This is a genomic window from Microbacterium commune (assembly GCF_014836945.1).
GTDB lineage: Bacteria > Actinomycetota > Actinomycetes > Actinomycetales > Microbacteriaceae > Microbacterium > Microbacterium commune.
The window spans coordinates 411,194-431,618 of record NZ_JACSPX010000003.1; the positions used below are offsets into that span (position 1 = coordinate 411,194).

The following is a 20,425-nucleotide window of genomic DNA, read 5'->3' on the forward strand; positions in this document are numbered from 1 at the left end:
TCTCTCGTGCCCGGGAGATAATCGAGGGGTGCCCACCTATCGAGATGAAGCGGTGATCCTGCGCACCCACAAGCTGGGTGAGGCCGATCGCATCGTCACGATGCTGTCACGGCGCAACGGAAAGATCCGCGCGGTCGCGAAGGGCGTGCGGCGCACCTCGTCGAAGTTCGGCTCCCGGCTCGAGCCGTTCATGGTCGCCGATGTGCAGATGTACAAGGGGCGATCGCTCGACATCGTGCAGCAGGCCGAGTCGCTGGGCGCTTACGGGGCCGACATCGCGGTCGACTACGAGCGCTTCACCGCGGCCAGTGCGATGGTCGAGACCGCCGACCGGCTCAACGAGGCCGAGGCGACCGCTGAGCAGTATCTGCTGCTCGTCGGGGGGCTGCGGTCGCTCTCGCGCGGCGAGCATGCTGCCCGCAGCATCCTGGACTCCTACCTGCTTCGCGTCATGGCCCTGTCGGGCTGGGCTCCGGCTCTCGATGACTGCGCCCGATGCGGCGCGCCGGGCCCGCACCGGCATTTCGGGGCGCAGCTGGGCGGGTCGGTGTGCGACGCGTGCGCCCCCGCCGGCAGCCCGCGGATCTCGTCGTCGTCGCTGGCGCTGCTGCGGGCGCTGATCGGCGGCGACTGGACGATGGTGGATGCCGCAGCTCCGGCCGACATGGCAGCCGCGTCCGGCACGGTCGCCGCATACGCCCAGTGGCATCTCGAGCGCGGCATCCGCTCCCTCGAGCACGTCACCCACCCGTCGAGCATTGGAGCACGGTGACCCCGAAGCCCTACACGCACAAGGACGCGGTGCCGTTCCGCCCGCTCGACTGGACGGGCAGGACTCCGCCGGCGTTCCCGGCCGTGCCGGAGCATGTCGCGATCGTGATGGACGGGAACGGACGCTGGGCCAACCGCCGCGGCCTCAGCCGTGTCGAGGGTCACAAGGCCGGCGAGGAGGTGCTGCTCGATGTCGTGGCCGGCGCCATCCAGGCGGGGGTGAAGCACCTGTCGGTCTACGCGTTCTCCACCGAGAACTGGGCCCGCTCGCCGGAGGAGGTGCGCTTCCTGATGGGCTACAACCGCGACGTGCTGCATCGGCGGCGCGATCAGCTCAACGAGTGGGGCGTGCGGGTGCGCTGGGCCGGGCGCAAGCCGCGCCTGTGGGGATCGGTCATCAAGGAGCTGCAGTTCGCCGAGCAGCTCACCAAGGACAACGACGTGCTCACCCTCACCATGTGCGTGAACTACGGCGGCCGCGTCGAGCTCGTCGACGCGATGCGGGCCATGGCGGAAGAGGTGAAGGCGGGGCGGATGCGCCCGAGCGCCATCACCGAGAAGCAGATCCGCAGGCACCTGTACGTGCCGGACATGCCCGACGTCGATCTGTTCCTGCGCAGCTCGGGGGAGCAGCGCACGTCGAACTTCCTGCTCTGGCAGGCCGCGTACGCCGAGATGGTCTTCCTCGACACGCTCTGGCCGGACTTCTCCCGCGAGGAGCTGTGGCGGGCGATCGAGATCTACCTGGCGCGGGATCGCCGCTTCGGGGGAGCCGTGGACGCGCCCGACGCGCCCGCCTGACGCGGCTGCCTGAGGCGGCTGGTAGCAGCCTGCTGCCTGACGCGGCTGGTAGCAGCCTGCGCCTGACCTGCGCGGCTCAGGTGTCAGTCGCCTCCCAGGGTGGCGTCTCGTCGTGGGCGGCCCAGTCGCCACGCGCCGGCCAGTCGACGTGCGTGGGCCGGTCGCCGTGCGCGGCCCCGCGGGTGGGCGTGTCGGGTGGCTCGGACCGTGGCGGATCACACGTGTCGGGTGGCCAGGGCCCGGTGGGCACGAACATGACGCGGCGAGGCGGTGGGTCGAGGTGGGTGCGCCCGGAGGGGCTGGTCCACTCGAGCGACCAGTCGGGCAGCTGACGGGCAGTCCAGCGGAACTGCGCCGGTATGTCCGGATGCTTCAGAGCATGGTGGGTGAGGCAGAGGTAGGCGAGGTTGTCGGTGCGGGTGGGGCCGCCGCGGGCCCAGTCGATGGTGTGGTCGGATTCGCAGCGGTGGACGGGCATGCGGCAGCCGGGGAAACGGCAGTGCTGATCGCGGGCGCGCAGGTATCGGCGCATCGGCTCGGTCGGGGTGTAGGTGTCGGTTTCGGTGACGAATCCGGTCGGGTCGAGGAACAGACGGGTCCATCCGGTGGACTGCCCGGCGAGTCGACGGGCAGTGTCGGGGTGCAGGGTGCCATGGCCGTCGAGCTGGGCGGGGGTCTCGTCGACACCGGCGAGGGTGGTCGCGGCGACCGTGACCTGGATGCGGGCGTGGATGTTCTCGAGACCGGTGCCCATGATCGCGCTCGGTGCTGCGCTGAGCAGGAGGTCGCTGAGCAGTTCGGTGCGGATCTCGTCCAGCGCGCGGCTGTCGGTCGGGATCTGGATGACTGTGGGACCCGCCGCGATGATGCGCTCCATCGCGTCGTCGTACGCCTCCCACGCCCCCGGGACATCGAACAGGTCGAACGGGTCGAACGGGTCGAACGGGTCGGTGGCGCAGGTGTCGCCGGTTCCGGAGATCGCCCCGGTGGCAACCGCGGTGGCCTCGGCGGCCGCCGCTGCGGCCGCGGCGCGAGCGGCCTCGAACTCGAGATCGGCCTCGACGTCGGAGGGGAGGGTGGGAGTGCGGTTCTCGGGATGCTGTCGCTGCGTGCGGGCCATCGTGGTGAGACGGTCGAGGATGGCGACGGCCTTGTACGTGGGCATGACCGCCTGCAGCAGAGACATCTCATCGTCGAGCTCCCGCACGCTCACCACCTGCTGAGCGGTCGCCGCGCGGTGCCGCTCGGCCACTGTCTGCGGCGCGAGCGCCGCGACGAGCTGCCGCACGTGAGCCCGAGTTCGGGCCGGGGCTTCGGTCTCGGCGAACTCCAGTGCTGCCGCCTCGTACAGCACCCTCGGTCGCCGTACCGCCGCTGCGCGCCTGGATCAGTGGGCCCGCCGCACGGAGGATCTCGCGCACATCGCGCAGTGCGCGGGCGTCCGAGAATGCCTGCTCGACGGCGCCCTTCGCCATCCTCCCGGCTGCGGAGTACTCCGCCACCATCGACCGGCGGATCGCCTCACGATGCATCGGGGCGGTGGCGACATCGGCATCCATCACCTCCACGCGCTGAGCCAACAGCGTCGCCGCCCGCGCCTGGAGGCGGTTGATCTCGGCGCGCACATCGAGCCACTCGTCCAACAGCTCGCGCTGCCGGGCGAACGGATCAATCGATGTGGTGGCCATACGAGAACGGTAGAACATACCTCCGACATTCAGCTGCCGCAGGCAGAGCGGGCGCTCAGGAATCGGCGACGGCGAGCCGCGCGAGCCAGCGCTCCGTCTCGCGCGGATGGCGGAAGCGCACGATCGTCAGATGCGGATGCCGCCGTTCGACATCCGGCATCCGCTCCGTCCACTTGTGCAGAGTTCTTGTCTGCCACAGCAGGAGGTTCTCCTCGGGGTCGCGCCGGAACATGTTCGAGATCCCGCGCTCCCGGTTGCCGTTCCACAGCTCGGTCCTCAGCACCTGCCGAGCGACCGTGCGGCGCACGAGCCGCGTGCGCACCACGCGGTACGGATAATCGAGCCACAGCACGAGCTCTGCGCGAGGAGCGAGCACCGCCTCTGTGCCCCTGCTCGTGTACTGCCACTCGGTGATCCAGCGCTCATCGGCGGCGAACGCCCGCACGTCGTCGAGGAACTCGGGCCGAGGTGTCCACTCCGGCCCGTGGAACAGGGCGTCGAGCTCGACGTGACGCAGGTTCCAGATCACGGCGAGGCGCCGCGCGAGCGTGGTCTTGCCTGATCCCGTCACTCCGGCGATCAGCACCCGCGACGGTCGCAGAGGGAGGGCGTCTTCGGCAGTCAGCACCCGAGAAGGCTAGTCGATCGGGAATATGCGCACCGGGGCATGCGGTTGTCACCCATGTGAGCGAACCCATCTCCATCGACATCTGGTCCGACATCGCCTGCCCCTGGTGCTACATCGGCAAGCGCAACCTCGAGAAGGGGCTCGCCGCGACCGCCGGCGATGACGACGCGCCGCAGGTGCGGATCACCTTCCACTCGTTCGAGCTCTCGCCCGACACCCCCGTCGACTTCGACGGCGACGAGATCGACTTCCTCGCCGGGCACAAGGGCATGCCGCGCGAGCAGGTCGAGCAGATGCTCGGGCAGGTGACGAGCGTCGCCGCGGCGGCGGGGCTGGAGTACCGCTTCGATCTGCTGCAGCACACGAACACCGTCAAGGCGCACGAGCTGCTGCACTTCGCGAAGGCGAAGGGCCTGCAGCACGAGATGGAGGAGAGGCTCATGTCGGCCTACTTCACCGAGGGCAGGCACGTGGGTCGTGTCGATGATCTGGTCGCCCTGGCCGAGGAGGTCGGGTTGGATGCCGCCGAGGCGCGCTCAGCGCTCGAATCGAGCGCCTACCTCGACGCCGTCCGCGCAGATCAGGCGCAGGCGCGCGCCTACGGCATCAACGGCGTGCCGTTCTTCGTCATCGACGGCCAGTACGGCGTGAGCGGTGCCCAGCCTCCCGAGGCGTTCGAGAACGTCATCCGAGACGTGTGGGCGCAGAAGAGCGCCGCGAGCTGATCAGCGACCCGCCTCCGTCAGCGCCGTCTCGATCGCCGAGACGATCTCGACGGAGTCCGGGAGCTGCTTCGGGCGGAAGCGCTGCACCGACCCGTCCGCGCCGACCAGGAACTTCTCGAAGTTCCACTCCACCCGGCCGGCCCTGCCATCGGCATCCGGAGTCTCCTTCAGAGCCTTGTAGAGGTCGTGCGCGCTGCGTCCGTTGACCTTGACCTTGTCGTTGATCGGGAAGGTGACGCCGTAACTGGTCGAGCAGAACTCGAGGATCTTCTCGATCGACCCCGGCTCCTGACCGAAGAACTGGTTGCAGGGGAAGCCGATGACGCTGAAACCGCGATCGGCGTAGCGCTGCTGCAGCTGCTCGAGCTGCGTGTACTGCGGAGTGAGCCCGCACTTCGACGCGACGTTCACCACCAGCAGCACGTCTGCGCCGATGTCGTCGAGAGTCTTCGAGGCGCCCTCGGCGTCGGTGAACGGGATCTGTCGCAGGGTCGCATCGGCCATCTCCACAGCCTAAGCGCGCGGTGCCCTGGTCCGGCCGCCGTCTGGGAGAATGGACAAGACATGACTATCGCCCCTGACTCCGCTCTCGATACCGCCCCGGCCCCCGCTCTGCGCATCGGCCCGATCGCACTGGACACCCCGGTGGTGCTGGCCCCGATGGCGGGTATCACGAACACGGCATTCCGCCGGCTGTGCCGGGAGTACGGCGCAGGCCTGTACGTGAGCGAGATGATCACCTCGCGCGCGCTCGTCGAGCGCAACGCCATCACGATGCGACTCATCCAGCATCACGAGAGCGAGACCCCCCGGTCGATCCAGCTCTACGGCGTCGATCCCGCGACGATCGCCGAGGCCGTGCGGATCATCGTGGCCGAGGATCGCGCCGATCACATCGACCTGAACTTCGGCTGCCCGGTTCCCAAGGTCACCCGCAAGGGCGGCGGCGCCGCGCTGCCGTGGAAGATCGGCCTGTTCTCCGACATCGTCCAGCGGGCGGTGAAGGCGGCGGGCGACGTGCCGCTGACCGTGAAGATGCGCAAGGGCATCAACAAAGACCACCTCACCTTCCTCGACGCCGGCCGGGCGGCGGAGGATGCCGGTGCCGCCGCCGTCGCGCTGCACGCGCGCACGGCCTCGGAGTACTACTCCGGCCACGCCGACTGGAGCGCCATCGGCGAGCTCAAGCAGGCGGTCACCAGCATCCCCGTGCTGGGCAACGGAGACATCTGGTCGGCCGCCGACGCGGTGCGGATGATGGAGGAGACCGGCTGCGACGGCGTGGTCGTCGGTCGCGGATGCCTGGGCCGGCCGTGGCTGTTCGGCGAACTCGCCGCGGCCCTCGGACCTTCTGCCCAGCCGGGTGGCGAGCCCGCCCCCGTCGTCGACGCGACGCTCGGCTTCGTCAAGGACGCCTTCCGCCGGCACGCGGAGCTGCTGGTGGAGTTCTTCGAGGACGAGGATCGCGGCTGCAAGGACATCCGCAAGCACGTCGCCTGGTATTTCAAGGGCTACCCGGTGGGCGGCGAGCTGCGCGCCGCGCTGGCGCGGGCATCCACCCTCCAGGAGATCGACGACCTGCTCGGCACGATCGGCGACGCGCCGTACCCCGGCGTCGGTGCGGAGGGCCAGCGCGGGCGCGCCGGTTCGCCCAAGCGAACCGCCCTGCCCGAGGGCTGGCTCGACTCGCGCGAGATCGGCGAGGGCGTCGGCGACATGATGCGCGGAGCGGAGACCGAGAACGATGGCGGCTGACCTCGTGCACGGCTACGACGAGCATGACGCCGAGCGCTTCTTCGCGGAGACCCATCGGTCCGAGCGCGACCACTTCTCCCGCGACCGCGCACGCGTGCTGCACTCCGCGGCGCTTCGGCGCCTCGCGGCGAAGACCCAGGTGCTCAGTCCGGCCAGCACCGCCGACTTCGCGCGGAACCGGCTCACGCACTCCCTCGAGGTCGCCCAGGTCGGCCGCGAGCTCGCCAGCGCCCTGGGCGTTTCGGCCGACGTGGTCGACACGGCCTGCCTGAGCCACGACCTCGGGCATCCGCCGTTCGGGCACAACGGCGAACGCGCCCTGAACGAGTGGGCGGAGGACATCGGCGGCTTCGAGGGCAACGCGCAGTCGCTGCGCATCCTGACCCGCCTCGAGGCCAAGGTGCTCGACGACAGCGATCACTCCGTCGGGCTCAACCTCACCCGCGCCAGCCTCGACGCGACCTGCAAGTACCCGTGGACCGTCGACGAGCCCGTGCCGGACCCGGGCGGGCGGCTGAAGTTCGGCGTGTACCCCGAGGACGAGCCGGTCTTCCGGTGGATGCGCGACGGAGCCCCGGGTCGCGAGCGGTGCATCGAGGCCGAGATCATGGATCTGTCCGACGACATCGCCTACTCGGTGCACGACTTCGAGGACGCGATCGTGAACGGCTACGTCGATGTGGCGCAGCTGTCGGATCCGGTCGAGCACCACCCCCTCGTCGGCCGCATCCAGCAGTGGGTCGGGTACGACTACACCCGCGACGAGCTGGCCGACGCGCTCTACCGACTCACCCGCGAGACGATGTGGATGCGCTCGTTCGACCGATCGCGTCGTGACCTCGCCCGGCTGAAGAACCTCACGAGCGACATGATCGGGCGCTTCGCGCGCGGCTCGGTGGCCGCGACACGGGCGGCGTACCCGGGTGAGACGCTCGCGCGGTACAGCGCGCACGTCGTGATCCCTCGTGAGGTCGAGACCGAGATCGCCGTACTCAAGGGCATCATGGGTCAGGCCATCGTCACGATCGACGCCCGGAAGGGCGTGTACAAAGAGCAGCGTCGCGTGCTGCAGCGACTGGCCGACGCGCTGTGGTCGACCGATGCCCTGTGGTCGGCGGGAGCGGACGTGCTGGAGCCCGCGTTCTCGGCGGATTTCCTCGCGGCGGACTCCGATGCGCAGCGCGCCCGGGTGGTCGTCGACCAGATCGCGAGCCTGACCGACCAGACCGCCGTCGACTGGCACAATCGTCTCGTCGGCGAGATCGATCCCGCCGAGGTGGGGATCTGGTCACCGCGTCACGCCCGGCCCGGGGTGCGCCACCGAGCTGAATCCCGGGTGGTCGTCGAAGGGGCCGTCTGATGCCGCGCATCCTGCAGGCGGACGTCGAGGAGGTCAAGACCCGCACGAACATCGCCGACATCGTGGGGGAGCGCGTCGCGCTGAAGTCTGCCGGCGTCGGATCGCTCAAGGGCCTGTGTCCGTTCCACGACGAGAAGAGCCCGAGCTTCCACGTGCGCCCGCAGGTCGGCTATTACCACTGCTTCGGCTGCGGCGCCTCGGGAGACGTCTACTCGTTCCTGCGCGAGATGGATCACGTGAGCTTCACCGAGGCCGTCGAGCGGCTCGCCGCCCGCGTCGGCTACTCGCTGCATTACGAAGACGGCGGGGCCGCGCCGGAGACCAGCGGCCGCAGCCGGCTGTACGCCGCCAACACCGCGGCGGGGGAGTACTTCCGGTCGCAGCTGCTCAGCCCCGAGGCGGAGAGCGCGCGGCGCTTCCTCGGCGAGCGCGGGTTCGATGCGGGCGCCGCCGCCCATTTCGGCGTCGGCTACGCCCCCCGCGGCTGGGACAACATGCTCAAGGCGCTGAGCGCACAGGGGTTCACGCGCGATGAGCTCACCGCGGCCGGTCTCGTCTCGGCCGGCCAGCGCGGCGTCTACGACCGGTTCCGTGGCCGAGTCGTCTGGCCGATCCGCGACGTCACCGGTCAGACGATCGGGTTCGGCGCGCGCAAGCTCTACGACGACGACCAGGGGCCGAAGTACCTGAACACCCCCGAGACGCCGATCTACAAGAAGGCGCAGGTGCTCTACGGGCTCGACCTGGCCAAGCGCGACATCAGCAGGGGTGACCCGCGTCGCGTCGTCGTCGTCGAGGGGTACACGGATGTGATGGCGTGCCATCTCGCCGGCGTCACGACGGCGATCGCGACCTGTGGCACCGCGTTCGGTGCGGAGCACATCAAGGTGCTTCGCCGGGTGATGGGCGACGACTCGGCGGCGGGCGAGGTGGTGTTCACGTTCGACGGCGACGAAGCGGGACAGAAGGCGGCCCTGCGCGCGTTCAGCGAGGACTCCCGCTTCACCGCGCAGACTTTCGTGGCCGTCGCGCCCGACGGCCTCGATCCATGCGACATGCGTCTGCAGCGCGGCGATGCCGCTGTGCGCGGGTTGATGGATGCCAAGGTGCCGATGTTCGAGTTCGCGATCGACCGCAAGCTCGCCGGCTACGACCTCTCGACCGTCGAGGGGCAGGTCGGTGCCCTGCGTGCCGCAGCGCCGATCGTCGCCGAGATCCGCGACGAGCTGCTGCGCCCTGGATACGAGCGGGTGCTCGCCCGCCGACTCGGGATGGACCCCACGGCCGTGCACCAGCAGGTGCAGCGCGCGGCACGCGGAGAACGCGAGCAGCCCGCACAGCGTCAGCAGCCGCCGCCCGCCGGGGACGGCGTCGAGAGCACCACACGGGTTCGCCTGGTGGACCTGCCGCGCACGCCCGAGGTCGCGCTCGAGCGCGATGCGCTGATGGGCGTGCTGCAGTACGGTCACCGACTCGACCAGGAGGTGCTCGCGCGCGCGCTGAGCGAGCCGTTCCGGCATCCGGCGCTGGACGCGGTGCGCGACGCCGTGGCGTCGGTCGGCGATCGCACCCGCGTCGGCTGGGCGACGGCGGCGGCGGACAGCGTTCGCGAGCCGTACCGCAGCCTCGCGGGGGAGCTGCTGATGATGCCGTTCCCGGCACGCGACGACGAGGGCGCACTCGCCTCGTCGGCTGACCTGTGCCGGCGGCTGATCCTGCGCAGCATCGAGCGCGAGAAGCAGGAGCTGCTGGGTGCCGTGCAGCGGGTGCCGGCCGACTCGGACGGCGGCCGTGCGCTGCGCATGCGCCTGCGCGATGTGGATGCCGAGCGGCTGCGGTTCACCGAGTCCTGAGCGCTTTCGCTCGCGGAACCGGCAGGATGGACGGTATGCCTGCCGACAGCGAGTTCGCGATCGACTGCCACGACCTGGTCATCGACCGGATCGGGCACGGCGGAACGACCCGCGCGGTCGACGGTGTGACGTTCTCGCTCCGGCCCGGCGAGCTGATGTGCATCGGCGGGGCGACCGGCGCGGGGAAGTCGACCCTCGTGACCGCGCTGGCCGGGATGGGTGACGCGTCGCTGAAAGTCGCCGGGGGTCGAGCGACGGTGTGCGGTGTGAACATCCGCAGACCGGGGCGCGCTCGTCGCACCCTCACCGCGCTCACCGGCCACCTCGCGCAGGCGGCAGGCGCGGCGCTGCCACCCCGGCTCACCGTCGCCGAGGCGATCTCGGAGCCGATCACGTCGCGCGAGAAGAAGGTCAACGGCAGGGCGCTGGCGATCCGTGTCGCGTCGCTGCTCGACGAGCTGCACCTGCCGCTGGGGCTCGCCTCGAAGTTCCCCTACGAGCTCAGCGCCGGCATGCGCCAACGCGTCGCGATCGCCCGAGCGCTCATGCTCGAACCGCACGTGCTCATCGCCGACGAACCGCTCGCGAACCTCGACCTCGAGGTACGACCGGTCGTCTTCGATGCGATCACCCGCCGCCGCACCGAGCGTGCCATGGCCGCGCTGCTGGTGACGAACGATGCCGCGTTCATCCGCGAGCTCGACGCCGAGGCGCTGCTGCTGCGGGCGGGTCATGTCGTGGCTCGAGGCACCGGATCGAACCTCATCTGGGCGCCGAACGCCGAAGGCGACGTCACGCCCTGACCCCGCCACGCCCGGGCGGTGCCGTGTGTTCAGCAGCGCCGGTGGAGTTTGCTAAGCTGGGGGAGTTGCCCGCGCAGCGGGGAACGACCGAATGATCCTCGGTAGCTCAATTGGCAGAGCAGCCGGCTGTTAACCGGCAGGTTCTTGGTTCGAGTCCAAGCCGGGGAGCCAATCCCTGCGAAACCCCGCCCGAGTGGCGGGGTTTCGTCGTCTCTCCGCTCGGATCGTCGCGCGATCAGTACGAGCGCACCAGGATCCGGTTGTCGACGAAGCGCACGTGCGGAGACCCCTCCGTGCGTCAGTCCGCAGGCCCGGCGGTGAGCGAATGTCCCCACTGCCTGGCCCGATCGAGCTCCCCGTCCACGAGCGGTCCCTCATAGCCCTCGACGAGGAAGCTCTCCGGCGCGGCCGTATGCGTGAATCCCTTCCGTCGCGCTGCCCGGGTCGCCGAACGCGAGGCCGCGCCCGGCATCAGCGGCATGTCGACGCGCGTGTCGAACGCGACGAAGATCGGCTTGCTCTCACCGGACGGCAGATCGGACAGCCAATCGCGTATGCCGCGCGGGAGATCGGCGACTCGGCCCCCGCGGTGCGCGGCCTCCTGCCGGGTGGAGTACCGCGACATCGAGAACGCGTGAGTGGGGCCGCCGACCACGAGGAGGTCGACCGCGTCGGAGATGTCGTCCGGGGCGTCCGTCACCTCGACGAGATCGACGTGCGCGCTGTCGCGCATGCCGTCGGCGATCGCCTCCGCGATCTTCCGCGTGTTGCCGAACATGGTCTCGTAGACGACGAGTGCGCGCATGCTGACTCCCGACTCTCCGCGCGGAACGTCGTGGTGCTCTGCGCTGACATCATGTTCCCGGAACCGCCGGCGCTGCACCGGGACTTTGGTCACAGCACCCCGCGTGGACCCGGGGTCAGGAGGTGACCGGAACCCGCCACTGCGCTCTGGTGCCGCGGTCCGTGCCGTCGGCGATGCTGAAGTCGCCACCGTGATCGGCCGCGCGGTGCGCGAGATTCACGGTTCCGCCGGGCACGCCGGCACGCTCTCCGAGGCCGTCGCCGTCGTCGTCGACGGTGACGGTGACACCGGCATCGTCGACCACCACAGCGACCGAGCAGTTCTGTGCGTTCGCGTGGCGTGCGACGTTCGCGAGCGATTCCCGCACGACGGCGATCACATCGTCGGCGAGGGTGCCCGTGACGGCGAGATCGACCGGTCCCGAGAAGGTCACCCGCGGTGGCCGGAAGAGCGCGGGGGCGAGTTCGGCGACGATAGCGAGGATGCGGTCGCGCGTCTGCTGCGCCCCCGGCTGCCGTCCGCGGAGGGTGAAGATCGCCGTGCGGATGTCTGCGATCGCGGCATCGAGCTCGCTGACGTGCTCGTCGATGCGCTCGGACTGCGCGGGGATCGCTGCGCTCAGGGCCTGCAGGCCGAGGCTGGTCGCGAAGAGCCGCTGGATCACGTGATCGTGCAGATCCCGCGCGATCCGTGCGCGGTCCTCGATGATGTCCAGACGCTGGCGATCCGCTCGGGCCCACGCGAGGGACACGGCGATGCCGGCGTGGGCGGAGAACTCCGCGATCGTGGCGAGTTCTCCACGTGTGAAGCCGCTCTCCGCGCGCTCGCGGAACACGCAGAGCGCGCCGATCGCCCGGCCCGAGGCCGTCAGCGGGACCGCGGCGCCGGGGCCGACGAGAATCCGGCCGTCGAGGAACGTCCGCTCGTGTGACTCGTCGGTGATCGGCTGCCCGCTCTCGATCGCGCGCGCTGCCAGGGAGGTGATGGCGGGGATGGTGGTGCCGGCGAGGTCAGCGGAGCCTTCGCCGTGCGCGACCGCGATGCGGATGTTCTCGCTGTCGGCGGGTACGGCGATGGTGACCAGCCGACTGCGGATGACGAGCGCGACGTGCTCGGCCACGACGCTCAGCACGTCGGCGGTGCGGGAGGAGAGCAGGGCCGTCGCGATCTCGGAGAACGCCTTGCTCAGCCGCTCTTGGCGTCGCGCCTCGTCGTAGAGCCGGGCGTTCTGGATAGCGACCGCGGCCGTGCTCGCGAGAGCCTGGATCAGCTGCTCGTCCTCCTCGGTGAAGAACCCGGCGGCGGGGTCGGTGAGATACAGGTTCCCGTACACCTCGTCACGCAGCAGGATCGGCACGCCGAGGAAGGCGTCCATCGGGGGGTGGTGCTCCGGGAAGCCGACCGAGCGGGCGTCGTCGGTGATGTGCGCGAGCCGGATCGTCTCCGCCGAGTCGATGACGGCCCCCAGCAGCCCGTATCCGTGCGGAAGAGGGCCGATCCTCTCGACCTGTTCGGCGGGGATCCCGCAGTGCACGAAGCGCTCCAGCGTCCGGTTCTCGTCGATCACTCCGAGCGCTCCGTACCGGGCGCCGACGAGAGTCATCGCGGACTGCACGATCTGGCCCAGCACCCTGTCGATGTCGAGGGCGTCGATGACCGACCGTGTGGCCGTCAGCAGCTCGCGCAGCCGCCCCTGCACGGCCAGCACATGCTCAGCGTGCGAGATGAGCTCGCCGATCGTCTTGTCGAGCTCGGCTCTGGGCTGATCGGGAAACTGAAGGTTCGCGTCCACGCTGCAGCACCTCCCGGTGGCTGGTAGCCCGAGTGTAGCGTCCGAGGCTGCGCGCCCGACAGCGGGATCCACCGGCGCCCGCGCGGTCGCGTCGGGCCGAAAGTCCCATGCGGTCTCATCGCCGTCCGCGTACTGTCGTGCACAGCGGCTCCGCCTCGTTGCCGCGTGCGGTCGGAACGACTTCGAGAGGGGCCACGCCATGCTGCGGGTGTTCCTGGTGGACGATCACGAGGTCGTCCGGCGCGGCGTCGCCGAGCTGCTGGCCTCCCAGCCGGACATGGAGCTGGTCGGTGAGGCGGCGACCTACCGGGAGGCGCTCGGCCGGGTCGCGGCCACTCTGCCCGACGTCGCTGTGCTGGACGTGCAGCTTCCGGACGGCAACGGCGCGGAGCTGTGCCGTGAGATCCGGCAGCGGCATCCGCGGGTGCGCTGTCTGATGTTCACCGCATTCGACGACGACGATGCCGTCTTCGCGTCGATCCTGGCGGACGCCTCAGGGTACCTGCTCAAGAGCGCGCACGGTGTGGATCTGGTGCACGCCATCCAGCGCATCGCCGCAGGCCATCGGCTGATCAACCCGGTGGCTGCGCAGCGAGCGGCTCAACAGATGCGCGCCATGGCCGCAGACGATCCGCGGTTCGGCTCGCTGGGGCTGCGCGAACGGCAGATCCTCGCTCTGATCGCCGACGGGCTCACCAACCGCCTGATCGCGGACCGGCTCGGCCTGGCCGAGAAGACGGTGAAGAACTACGTCTCGACCATGCTCGCCAAGCTCGGGCTGGAGCACCGCACGCAGGCCGCGCTCTTCGAGAACGATCGCAAGCATGCGCAGATGGATGCGCAGATCGCCGGGAGGTCCGTGCCGCATCCGTGACCCGGATGCGGTCGCAGACCGCTGCTCACCGGTGCGGAACCGGCTCGCTCTGTCGCGATGCTGCGGGCACGTCCGCGTGCGCGTGCACGATCAGCACGGGGCACTTCGCATGTGCCGCGCATGCCGTGCTCACCGACCCGAGGAGCAGGCCCACGAAGCCCCCGTGCCCGCGGTTCCCGAGCACGAGCATCCCCGCTCGGCGGCTGACGTCGATGAGCGTCGGCGCGGCCGGGCCTGCGAGCACGCTGCGCACGAGGTCTGCCGGCGGATCGGATGCGAACGCGTCGGCGATCGCGGCATCGAGCAGCTTCTCGGCATCGTCTTCCGGCGACCAGCCGGCGATCGTGTACGAGTCCATGATCGGCGGATAGGTCCAGGTGGTCACCGCCTCGAGGGGAGCGTCGAGCGCGTCGGCGATCCGGGCTCCGTATCGCAGCGCCGCGATGGAGGCGGCGGATCCGTCGACGCCGACGACGATGCGGTCGTCCTCGGTGTGTCGGTCGTCGGCCGCGTCGGGGCTGCGCGCTGGGGCGTCGGTGTCCATGACGTCACCCTGCCCGCCCGCCTCCCGCTGCGCCGGGACGAAAGTCCCATGAGCGGCTGCGGCGATCGGTGTGGAGTCAGAGCAGCTCGGCGCGCAGCTGCTCAGCGGTCTTCGGGGAGAGCAGCCCCGGCGCGATGTCGAACGGCGTCTTCGCGCCGTGGTCGCCCGACGCGTGCAGGCGCGCGGCGGCGCGCGCGTACGCCACGAGGACGCTGGCGGTGAACTCGGGGTTCGACTCGAGGGCGAGTCGGAACTCCATCGTCTGAGACGAGGCGTCGGAGGTCGTCCCGCTGCGGATCACGAAGCCGCCGTGCGGCGCGCCGGCGTGATCGCGGGTGAGCTCCTCCGCCGACACGAACCGCACCGTCGTGTCGTAGGGCTCGAAGTAATCGGGCATGCTCACGATCGCCTCGCGCACGGCATCCGGATCGGCGCCGTCCGCCAGCACCACCACGCACTCCCTGGTGTGCTTGTCCCGCGTGCCGAGCTCGGGACGCTCGCCCGCGCGCACCCTGGCCACAGCATCGTCGGACGGGATCGTGTACTGCACGCCGGCCGCGACTCCGGGCACGCGGCGGATGGCGTCGGAGTGCCCCTGACTGAGTCCGCGCCCCCAGAAGGTGTACGTCTCGCCCTGCGGCAGGATCGCCTCGCCGTAGAGCCGCTGCAACGAGAACAGCCCGGGATCCCATCCGGTCGAGATCACCGCGGTGGTCCCCGCTGCCCGCGCCGCGGCGTCGACAGCGGCGAAATGCTCGGGGATGCGCGCGTGGGTGTCGAAGCTGTCCACGACCGAGAAGCGGGATGCGAGCTGCGGCGTCTGCTCGGGCAGGTCGCTCTTCGAGCCGCCGCAGAGGACCAGCACGTCGATCTCGTCCTGCATGGCGTCGAGCTCGTCGACGCCTCGCACCGGGACGGCCGGGTCGACCGTGCGGACCGAATCGGGGTCGCGCCTGGTGAACACCCCGACGAGGCGCATGTCGGGATTCAGGGCGATGGATCGCTCGACCCCGCGCCCGAGATTGCCGTAGCCGACGATGCCGATGCGCAGCTGTGCGTTCATGGTGCTCTCTTCTGTAGCGCGCGAGCGCGGTCTGTCCGTGGGGGAGTCTCAGCCCTCGAGGTCGTCGACCCCGGGCATCCAGCTGTGCGAGCCGCGGTTCCAGCCGCGCTTGCGCGCGATCTTCTGCACCGTCTTCGCGTCCGAGTCGCCGAGGCGATCGACGTAGAGCACGCCGTCGAGGTGGTCGAACTCGTGCTGCATGATGCGCGCCCGCCAGCCGTCGACCTCGATGCGCACGTCGCGGCCCTCGAGATCCGTGCCCGTGACGAGCACGCGGTCCGAGCGGCGCAGCGCGAAGCGCTCACCGGGGAACGACAGGCAGCCCTCGGACTCCTCGTCGGGGTCGGGGGAGCCGGGCTCGAGAGGGGTCATCCACAGCACGGGGTTGATGATCTCCCCGCGCCAGGGGTTCTCGTCATCGTCGACGTAGGAGTAGACGTAGATGCGCAGGCCCACGCCCACCTGTGGCGCCGCCAGCCCGACGCCGGGAGCGGCGTCCATCGTCTCGTACATGTCGGCGACGAGCGTGCGGATCTCGTCGGTCACCTCGCCCACCTCGCTCGCGGGTGCGTGCAGAACAGGATCGCCCATGATGCGAATCGGAAGAACAGCCACGCCACAACCCTAACGGGCGGGAAGCGGCAGGTAGGGTGAGACGGTGCAGCATGGGGCGGACTTCGCAGGGAACGTGAGCGATCAGCTTGTCGGGGTGTTCCAGAACCCCGCTCTGCTGTTCGGCATCCCGCTGGCTCTGGCCGGAGCGGTCTTCATGTCGCTCGGTGCGCAGTACCAGCATCGCGGCGTCGAGAAGGTGGAGCGGCTCAGCGGCACGCAGGGCGCGACCGGTCTCAGCGGCGCACAGCTGAAGGGGCTGCTCACACGCCCGTCGTGGATCATCGGGACCCTGATGCTGGCCCTGGCGATCGTGTGCCAGCTCAGCGCCATCGCCATCGCCCCGCTGATCGTCGTGCAGCCGCTCGGTGCGATCGCGCTCGTGGTGACCACTCTTCTGAACGCGCGGATCTCCGGTCACACCCCGACCCGGCAGTCGCTAATCGCGATCGGCGCGTGTCTCGGCGGCATTTTCCTGTTCGTCGTGTTCGCCGCGCTCTACGCGACCGAACGACCGATCAGCAACGACGACCTCTTCATGATCCTCACGATCCTGCTGGTCGTGATCATCGCCCTCGGCGCGTGCTGGCTGATCCTGCGTCGCCGCATGCGCGCCCTGTTCTACGTCACCGGCGCCGGCATCCTGTACGGCTTCGTCGCCACGCTCGCCAAGGCGGTCATCAGCCGCATCCAGGCCGGCGACTTCGAGTGGCTCACCGTGGTCTGCGTGATCGCCCTGATCGCCGCCGCCGCCGTCGGCGCGTACTTCGTGCAGACCGCCTACAGCTCGGGGCCGCCCGACCTCGTCATCGCCGGCCTCACGGTGATCGATCCGATCGTGGCCGTGCTCATCGGCGCGCTCGTGCTCGGGGAGGCCGCGGCCGCTCCGCTGTGGGTCGTGATCCTGTTCGTCGTCGCCGGAGCGATCGCCATCTGGGGCGTGTTCAGCCTGGCGCGGTACCACCCGCAGGTGCTCAGCGACAGCCAGGAGCTCGGCTTCCGCCGGGGCAGCGACCCGGGCACGGGTTCAGCGTCCGCGCAGAACTGACCCGCAGCAGGCACGGCCGGCCGGACCGGCCGGGCTCAGTAGTCCCGGTCGATGAGCTCGGGCGAGACCTCCGCTGCGGCGGCCTCGTCGACGAAGAACACCGTGCGGCGGCGCCCTTTCGCGCCCGCCGCCGGCACACTGGCGTAGCTTGCGCCGGCGAGGGCGAGACCGAGAGCGGATGCCTTGTCGGCACCGGTCAGCACCAGCCAGACGCGCTTGGCCGAATTCAGCACCGGACGGGTCAGCGTGACGCGTTCCGGCGGCGGCTTGGGCGAGTTGCGCACCGGCAGCGCCGCGGCGTCTGTCACGGTCACCTCGGGGCGGTCGGGGAACAGCGAGGCGATGTGCCCGTCGGGTCCGACGCCGAGGAAGCAGACCGCGAACGACGGCCACTCGTCGTGCACGCTGGCGAAGCGGGCGAGCTCGGCGGCGTACGCCTGGGCCGCCTCGTCGAGGGTGACGCCGTCGCTGGGGGCGGCGACCTCGTGCACGTTCTCGGCCGGTACGGGGATGTGATCGAGCAGCGCACGCCGCGACTGCAGCGAATTGCGGTCGGGGTCGTCGCGCTCGACGAAGCGCTCGTCACCCCACCAGAAGTGCACCAGCGACCAGTCGATGTCCGCCGAACGGGGGTCCTCTGCGGTCGCCGCGAGCACGGCCCCGCCCATCGACCCACCCGTGAGGCACACGTGCGCGATGCGGCCGTTGCGGGTGCGGGCCTGAAGGCGGGTGATGAAGCGGTCTGCCACGCGCGCCGCGAGATCGGCGGGAGTGGGCTCGACGACCACGGTCTTCGTCGTTCCCTGGACCTTCACGCCGATCACGCTCCCTGCTCGGGCGGGCCGAGGTGCGACCAGCCCTCGGTGATGACACGACCATAGAGCAGATCCGCGTCGAGGCGGCGCAGCTCCTCGGCGAGGCACTCGCGCAGCGTGCGCCGCGGCAGGTGCAGCTCGTGGTCGGGCTGGCCGGGCTGGGTCAGCACGGCGACGCCGGTTGAGGGCCGCTCGAGCAGGATGTCGCCGCTGGCGCGGGTGAGGCGCACCGACTTGATGCCCTCCTCCCACTCGCTCGGATCCTCGTACGACCACGTCACGGGCACATCGAGCGCCATCTGCAGCCATGCGGCCAGCAGCGCGGTCGACGGCGACGCCGCGGCGCCGCGCACCTCGGCGCCGACCACGTCCTCGAAGGGCGGCTGGTCGAGCACGGCTGCGAGCTGTTCGCGCCAGTGCGTGAGGCGGGTCCAGGCGAGGTCCGTGTCGCCGGGGGCGTGGGTGCGGCCCAGCAGGGTCAGGCGGTCGCGCACATCGGAGCTCGTGGCCGCGTCGGTGATGCGGCGCTGCGCGATCCGCCCGAGAGGGGAATCCGCGGCATCCAGCGGCGCTTCGTCCGGCCACCACGCGACAACGGGGGCATCCGGCAGCAGGAGTCCGGTGACCAGGCTCTCGGCGTTGCTCGCCGCGTCGCCGAAGGCTCGCAGCACCACCACCTCGCTCGCTCCGGCATCGCCGCCGACGCGGATCTGCGCGTCCAGTCGGGCCTCGCCGTCGCCGAGGGTGAGGACGATCACGCGCATCGGGTGCTCGCGGGATGCGTCGTTGGCCGCCTCGATCGCCTCTTCGGCGACCCCGTTGCGGGCGGCGATGATCAGGGTCAGCACACGACCGAGGGCGACGGCGCCGCCCTCTTCGCGCACCTTGACGAGCTGCTTGGCGACCTGACTGATCGTCGTGTCGGGGATGTCGATGATCACGGGCGTCTCCAGACTCGTCCGTCGCGGGCAAGGAGGTCATCGGCCGAGGCAGGGCCCCAGGAGCCGGGGGCGTACTGTTCGGGCTGCTCGTCCAGAGATGCCCAGTACTGCTCGATCGGGTCGAGGATCTTCCACGACAGCTCGACCTCCTCGTGCCGGGGGAAGAGCGGGGGATCGCCGAGGAGCACGTCGAGGATGAGGCGCTCGTACGCCTCGGGGCTCGCCTCGGTGAAGGCGTGGCCGTACCCGAAGTCCATGGTCACGTCGCGCACCTGGGTTCCGGCGCCGGGGACCTTCGAGCCGAAGCGGATCGTGACGCCCTCGTTCGGCTGCACGCGGATGACCAGGGCGTTCTGGCCGATCTCCGACGCGCGGCCCATCAGATGGTGCGGCGCGCGCTTGAAGACGATCGCGATCTCGGTGACCCGGCGTCCCAGGCGCTTGCCGGTGCGGAGGTAGAACGGCACACCTGCCCAGCGGCGGTTGGCGATCTCGAGCTTGAGGGCCGCGTACGTCTCGGTGGTCGACTGGGGGTTCATCCCCTCCTCTTCGAGGAAGCCGTTCACCTTCTCGCCGCCCTGCCACCCGCCGGCGTACTGGCCGCGTGCGGCCGCCAGCGACAGATCCTCCGGGAGCTGGACCGCCTCGAGGACCTTCTCCTTCTCGGCGCGAAGATGCTCGGCCGACAGGCTGATCGGCTCCTCCATCGCCGTGAGGGCGAGAAGCTGCAGCAGGTGGTTCTGGATCACGTCGCGTGCCGCGCCGATGCCGTCGTAGTAGCCCGCGCGGCCGCCCACGCCGATGTCCTCGGCCATGGTGATCTGCACGTGATCGATGTGGTTGCGATTCCAGATCGGCTCGTACAGCTCGTTCGCGAAGCGCAGCGCGAGGATGTTCTGCACCGTCTCCTTGCCGAGGTAGTGGTCGATGCGGAAGATCGAGTCGGCGGGGAAGGCGACCTCGAGCGCGCTGTTGAGGGCCCGAGCCGACTCCAGGTCGTCGCCGAACGGCTTCTCGATCACGACGCGGCGCCAGCAGGTGTCGTCGTCGCTGTCCTCGCCGACCAGGCCGGATTCCTTCAGCTGGCGCGCCACCGTCGGGAAGTCCTTCGGGGGGATCGACAGGTAGAAGGCGTGGTTGCCCATGGTGCCGCGCTCGACGTCGAGCGTCTCGACGGTCTCGCGCAGCCGTGCGAACGACTGCGGGTCGTCGAACGTGCCCTGCACGAACCGGATGCCCTGCAGCAGCTGCTGCCAGGTCTCCTCACGGAACTCGGTGCGCGAGTGCTCCTTCACGGCGTCGTACACGACCTTCGCGAAGTCCTGGTCCTCCCAGTCGCGCCGGGCGAAGCCGACGAGGGCGAAACCGGGCGGCAGCAGGCCGCGGTTGGCGAGGTCGTACACGGCGGGCATGAGCTTCTTGCGCGACAGATCGCCGGTCACGCCGAAGATCACCAGGGCGCTCGGGCCGGCGATGCGATTCAGGCGGCGATCATCAGGGTCGCGGAGGGGGTTGTGTCCGCGGGAGACGGTGGCAGTCATCGGTGG

General features: G+C 70.2%; 21 protein-coding genes and 1 tRNA gene. 10 read left to right on the top strand and 12 right to left on the bottom strand.

Features of this window, described 5'->3' with window-relative positions:
• Positions 1 to 28 precede the first annotated feature (28 nt).
• Together recO and H9633_RS12135 are read left to right on the top strand one after the other, a co-directional pair.
• Entirely contained in the window at positions 29 to 772 is a 744-nt protein-coding gene (gene recO / locus H9633_RS12130; protein WP_191713322.1) for a DNA repair protein RecO, read from the top strand.
• The gene (locus H9633_RS12135) at positions 769 to 1,572 is read left to right on the top strand and encodes an isoprenyl transferase (RefSeq protein WP_191713323.1); all 804 of its coding nucleotides are present in this window, start codon (positions 769 to 771) and stop codon (positions 1,570 to 1,572) included. Before recO ends, H9633_RS12135 begins: the two co-directional genes overlap by 4 nt.
• 76 nt (positions 1,573 to 1,648) lie before the next feature.
• On the opposite strand, the gene H9633_RS12140 is transcribed toward H9633_RS12135, so the two are convergent.
• From H9633_RS12140 to H9633_RS12150, 3 genes are read right to left on the bottom strand one after another with little or no spacing between them, the layout of a single operon-like run.
• Positions 1,649 to 2,860 (bottom strand): HNH endonuclease signature motif containing protein, encoded by a 1,212-nt coding sequence (locus H9633_RS12140; protein ID WP_225211428.1) that lies wholly within the window; start codon positions 2,858 to 2,860, stop codon positions 1,649 to 1,651.
• Positions 2,760 to 3,260, bottom strand: coding sequence for a hypothetical protein (locus H9633_RS12145; protein ID WP_191713324.1), 501 nt, complete (start codon positions 3,258 to 3,260; stop codon positions 2,760 to 2,762). Before H9633_RS12145 ends, H9633_RS12140 begins: the two co-directional genes overlap by 101 nt.
• A gap of 55 nt (positions 3,261 to 3,315) precedes the next feature.
• A complete protein-coding gene (locus H9633_RS12150) occupies positions 3,316 to 3,888 on the bottom strand; it encodes a P-loop NTPase family protein (protein WP_071644753.1) in 573 nt (190 codons plus the stop codon).
• 56 nt (positions 3,889 to 3,944) lie between these two features.
• On the opposite strand from H9633_RS12150, the gene H9633_RS12155 reads away from it, so the two are divergent.
• A complete protein-coding gene (locus tag H9633_RS12155) occupies positions 3,945 to 4,613 on the top strand; it encodes a DsbA family oxidoreductase (protein ID WP_071644754.1) in 669 nt (222 codons plus the stop codon).
• Here the strand turns inward: H9633_RS12155 and H9633_RS12160 are convergent, their stop codons facing one another.
• Positions 4,614 to 5,117 (bottom strand): glutathione peroxidase, encoded by a 504-nt coding sequence (locus H9633_RS12160; RefSeq protein WP_191713325.1) that lies wholly within the window; start codon positions 5,115 to 5,117, stop codon positions 4,614 to 4,616.
• Between the two features lie 60 nt (positions 5,118 to 5,177).
• Here H9633_RS12160 and dusB point away from each other — a divergent pair, with 60 nt between their 5' ends.
• From dusB to H9633_RS12185, 5 genes are all read left to right on the top strand, one after another.
• A complete protein-coding gene (dusB, locus tag H9633_RS12165) occupies positions 5,178 to 6,368 on the top strand; it encodes a tRNA dihydrouridine synthase DusB (protein ID WP_191713326.1) in 1,191 nt (396 codons plus the stop codon).
• Positions 6,358 to 7,728: a deoxyguanosinetriphosphate triphosphohydrolase gene (locus H9633_RS12170; RefSeq protein ID WP_071644757.1), complete on the top strand. Its 1,371-nt coding sequence runs from the start codon at positions 6,358 to 6,360 to the stop codon at positions 7,726 to 7,728. The genes dusB and H9633_RS12170 overlap by 11 nt, the downstream gene beginning before the upstream one ends.
• Positions 7,728 to 9,581 (top strand): DNA primase, encoded by a 1,854-nt coding sequence (gene dnaG / locus H9633_RS12175; protein WP_071644758.1) that lies wholly within the window; start codon positions 7,728 to 7,730, stop codon positions 9,579 to 9,581. Before H9633_RS12170 ends, dnaG begins: the two co-directional genes overlap by 1 nt.
• Positions 9,582 to 9,616: 35 nt before the next feature.
• Positions 9,617 to 10,384, top strand: a complete 768-nt coding sequence (locus tag H9633_RS12180) for an ATP-binding cassette domain-containing protein (RefSeq protein ID WP_318247276.1) — start codon at positions 9,617 to 9,619, stop codon at positions 10,382 to 10,384.
• A gap of 95 nt (positions 10,385 to 10,479) precedes the next feature.
• A tRNA-Asn gene (locus H9633_RS12185) sits at positions 10,480 to 10,555 on the top strand.
• Positions 10,556 to 10,682: 127 nt separating this feature from the next.
• Here the strand turns inward: H9633_RS12185 and H9633_RS12190 are convergent.
• Together H9633_RS12190 and H9633_RS12195 are read right to left on the bottom strand one after the other, a co-directional pair.
• Positions 10,683 to 11,189 (bottom strand): flavodoxin family protein, encoded by a 507-nt coding sequence (locus tag H9633_RS12190; RefSeq protein WP_191713328.1) that lies wholly within the window; start codon positions 11,187 to 11,189, stop codon positions 10,683 to 10,685.
• A 115-nt stretch (positions 11,190 to 11,304) separates the two neighbouring features.
• Positions 11,305 to 12,981, bottom strand: coding sequence for a sensor histidine kinase (locus tag H9633_RS12195; protein ID WP_191713329.1), 1,677 nt, complete (start codon positions 12,979 to 12,981; stop codon positions 11,305 to 11,307).
• A gap of 199 nt (positions 12,982 to 13,180) precedes the next feature.
• On the opposite strand from H9633_RS12195, the gene H9633_RS12200 reads away from it, so the two are divergent.
• Positions 13,181 to 13,855 carry a response regulator transcription factor gene (locus H9633_RS12200; protein ID WP_191713330.1) on the top strand — a complete coding sequence of 225 codons (675 nt, stop codon included), beginning with the start codon at positions 13,181 to 13,183 and terminating at the stop codon, positions 13,853 to 13,855.
• 25 nt (positions 13,856 to 13,880) lie between these two features.
• Here H9633_RS12200 and H9633_RS12205 read toward each other — a convergent pair whose 3' ends face one another.
• The 3 genes from H9633_RS12205 to def form a co-directional block, all read right to left on the bottom strand.
• Positions 13,881 to 14,399 (bottom strand): universal stress protein, encoded by a 519-nt coding sequence (locus H9633_RS12205; protein ID WP_191713331.1) that lies wholly within the window; start codon positions 14,397 to 14,399, stop codon positions 13,881 to 13,883.
• A gap of 76 nt (positions 14,400 to 14,475) precedes the next feature.
• Positions 14,476 to 15,462, bottom strand: a complete 987-nt coding sequence (locus H9633_RS12210; protein ID WP_071643382.1) for a diaminopimelate dehydrogenase — start codon at positions 15,460 to 15,462, stop codon at positions 14,476 to 14,478.
• A 48-nt stretch (positions 15,463 to 15,510) separates the two neighbouring features.
• Positions 15,511 to 16,077 (bottom strand): peptide deformylase, encoded by a 567-nt coding sequence (gene def / locus H9633_RS12215; protein WP_191713332.1) that lies wholly within the window; start codon positions 16,075 to 16,077, stop codon positions 15,511 to 15,513.
• Positions 16,078 to 16,150: 73 nt separating this feature from the next.
• Here def and H9633_RS12220 point away from each other — a divergent pair, with 73 nt between their 5' ends.
• On the top strand, positions 16,151 to 17,122 hold the full coding sequence (locus H9633_RS12220; RefSeq protein WP_318247277.1) for a DMT family transporter: 972 nt from the start codon (positions 16,151 to 16,153) through the stop codon (positions 17,120 to 17,122).
• A 35-nt stretch (positions 17,123 to 17,157) separates the two neighbouring features.
• On the opposite strand, the gene pgl is transcribed toward H9633_RS12220, so the two are convergent.
• From pgl to zwf, 3 genes are read right to left on the bottom strand one after another with little or no spacing between them, the layout of a single operon-like run.
• Entirely contained in the window at positions 17,158 to 17,937 is a 780-nt protein-coding gene (gene pgl / locus H9633_RS12225) for a 6-phosphogluconolactonase (RefSeq protein ID WP_071643488.1), read from the bottom strand.
• 5 nt (positions 17,938 to 17,942) lie between these two features.
• A complete protein-coding gene (locus tag H9633_RS12230) occupies positions 17,943 to 18,878 on the bottom strand; it encodes a glucose-6-phosphate dehydrogenase assembly protein OpcA (protein WP_191713334.1) in 936 nt (311 codons plus the stop codon).
• Positions 18,875 to 20,419 (bottom strand): glucose-6-phosphate dehydrogenase, encoded by a 1,545-nt coding sequence (zwf, locus tag H9633_RS12235; RefSeq protein ID WP_191713335.1) that lies wholly within the window; start codon positions 20,417 to 20,419, stop codon positions 18,875 to 18,877. The genes H9633_RS12230 and zwf overlap by 4 nt, the downstream gene beginning before the upstream one ends.
• Positions 20,420 to 20,425 lie beyond the last annotated feature (6 nt).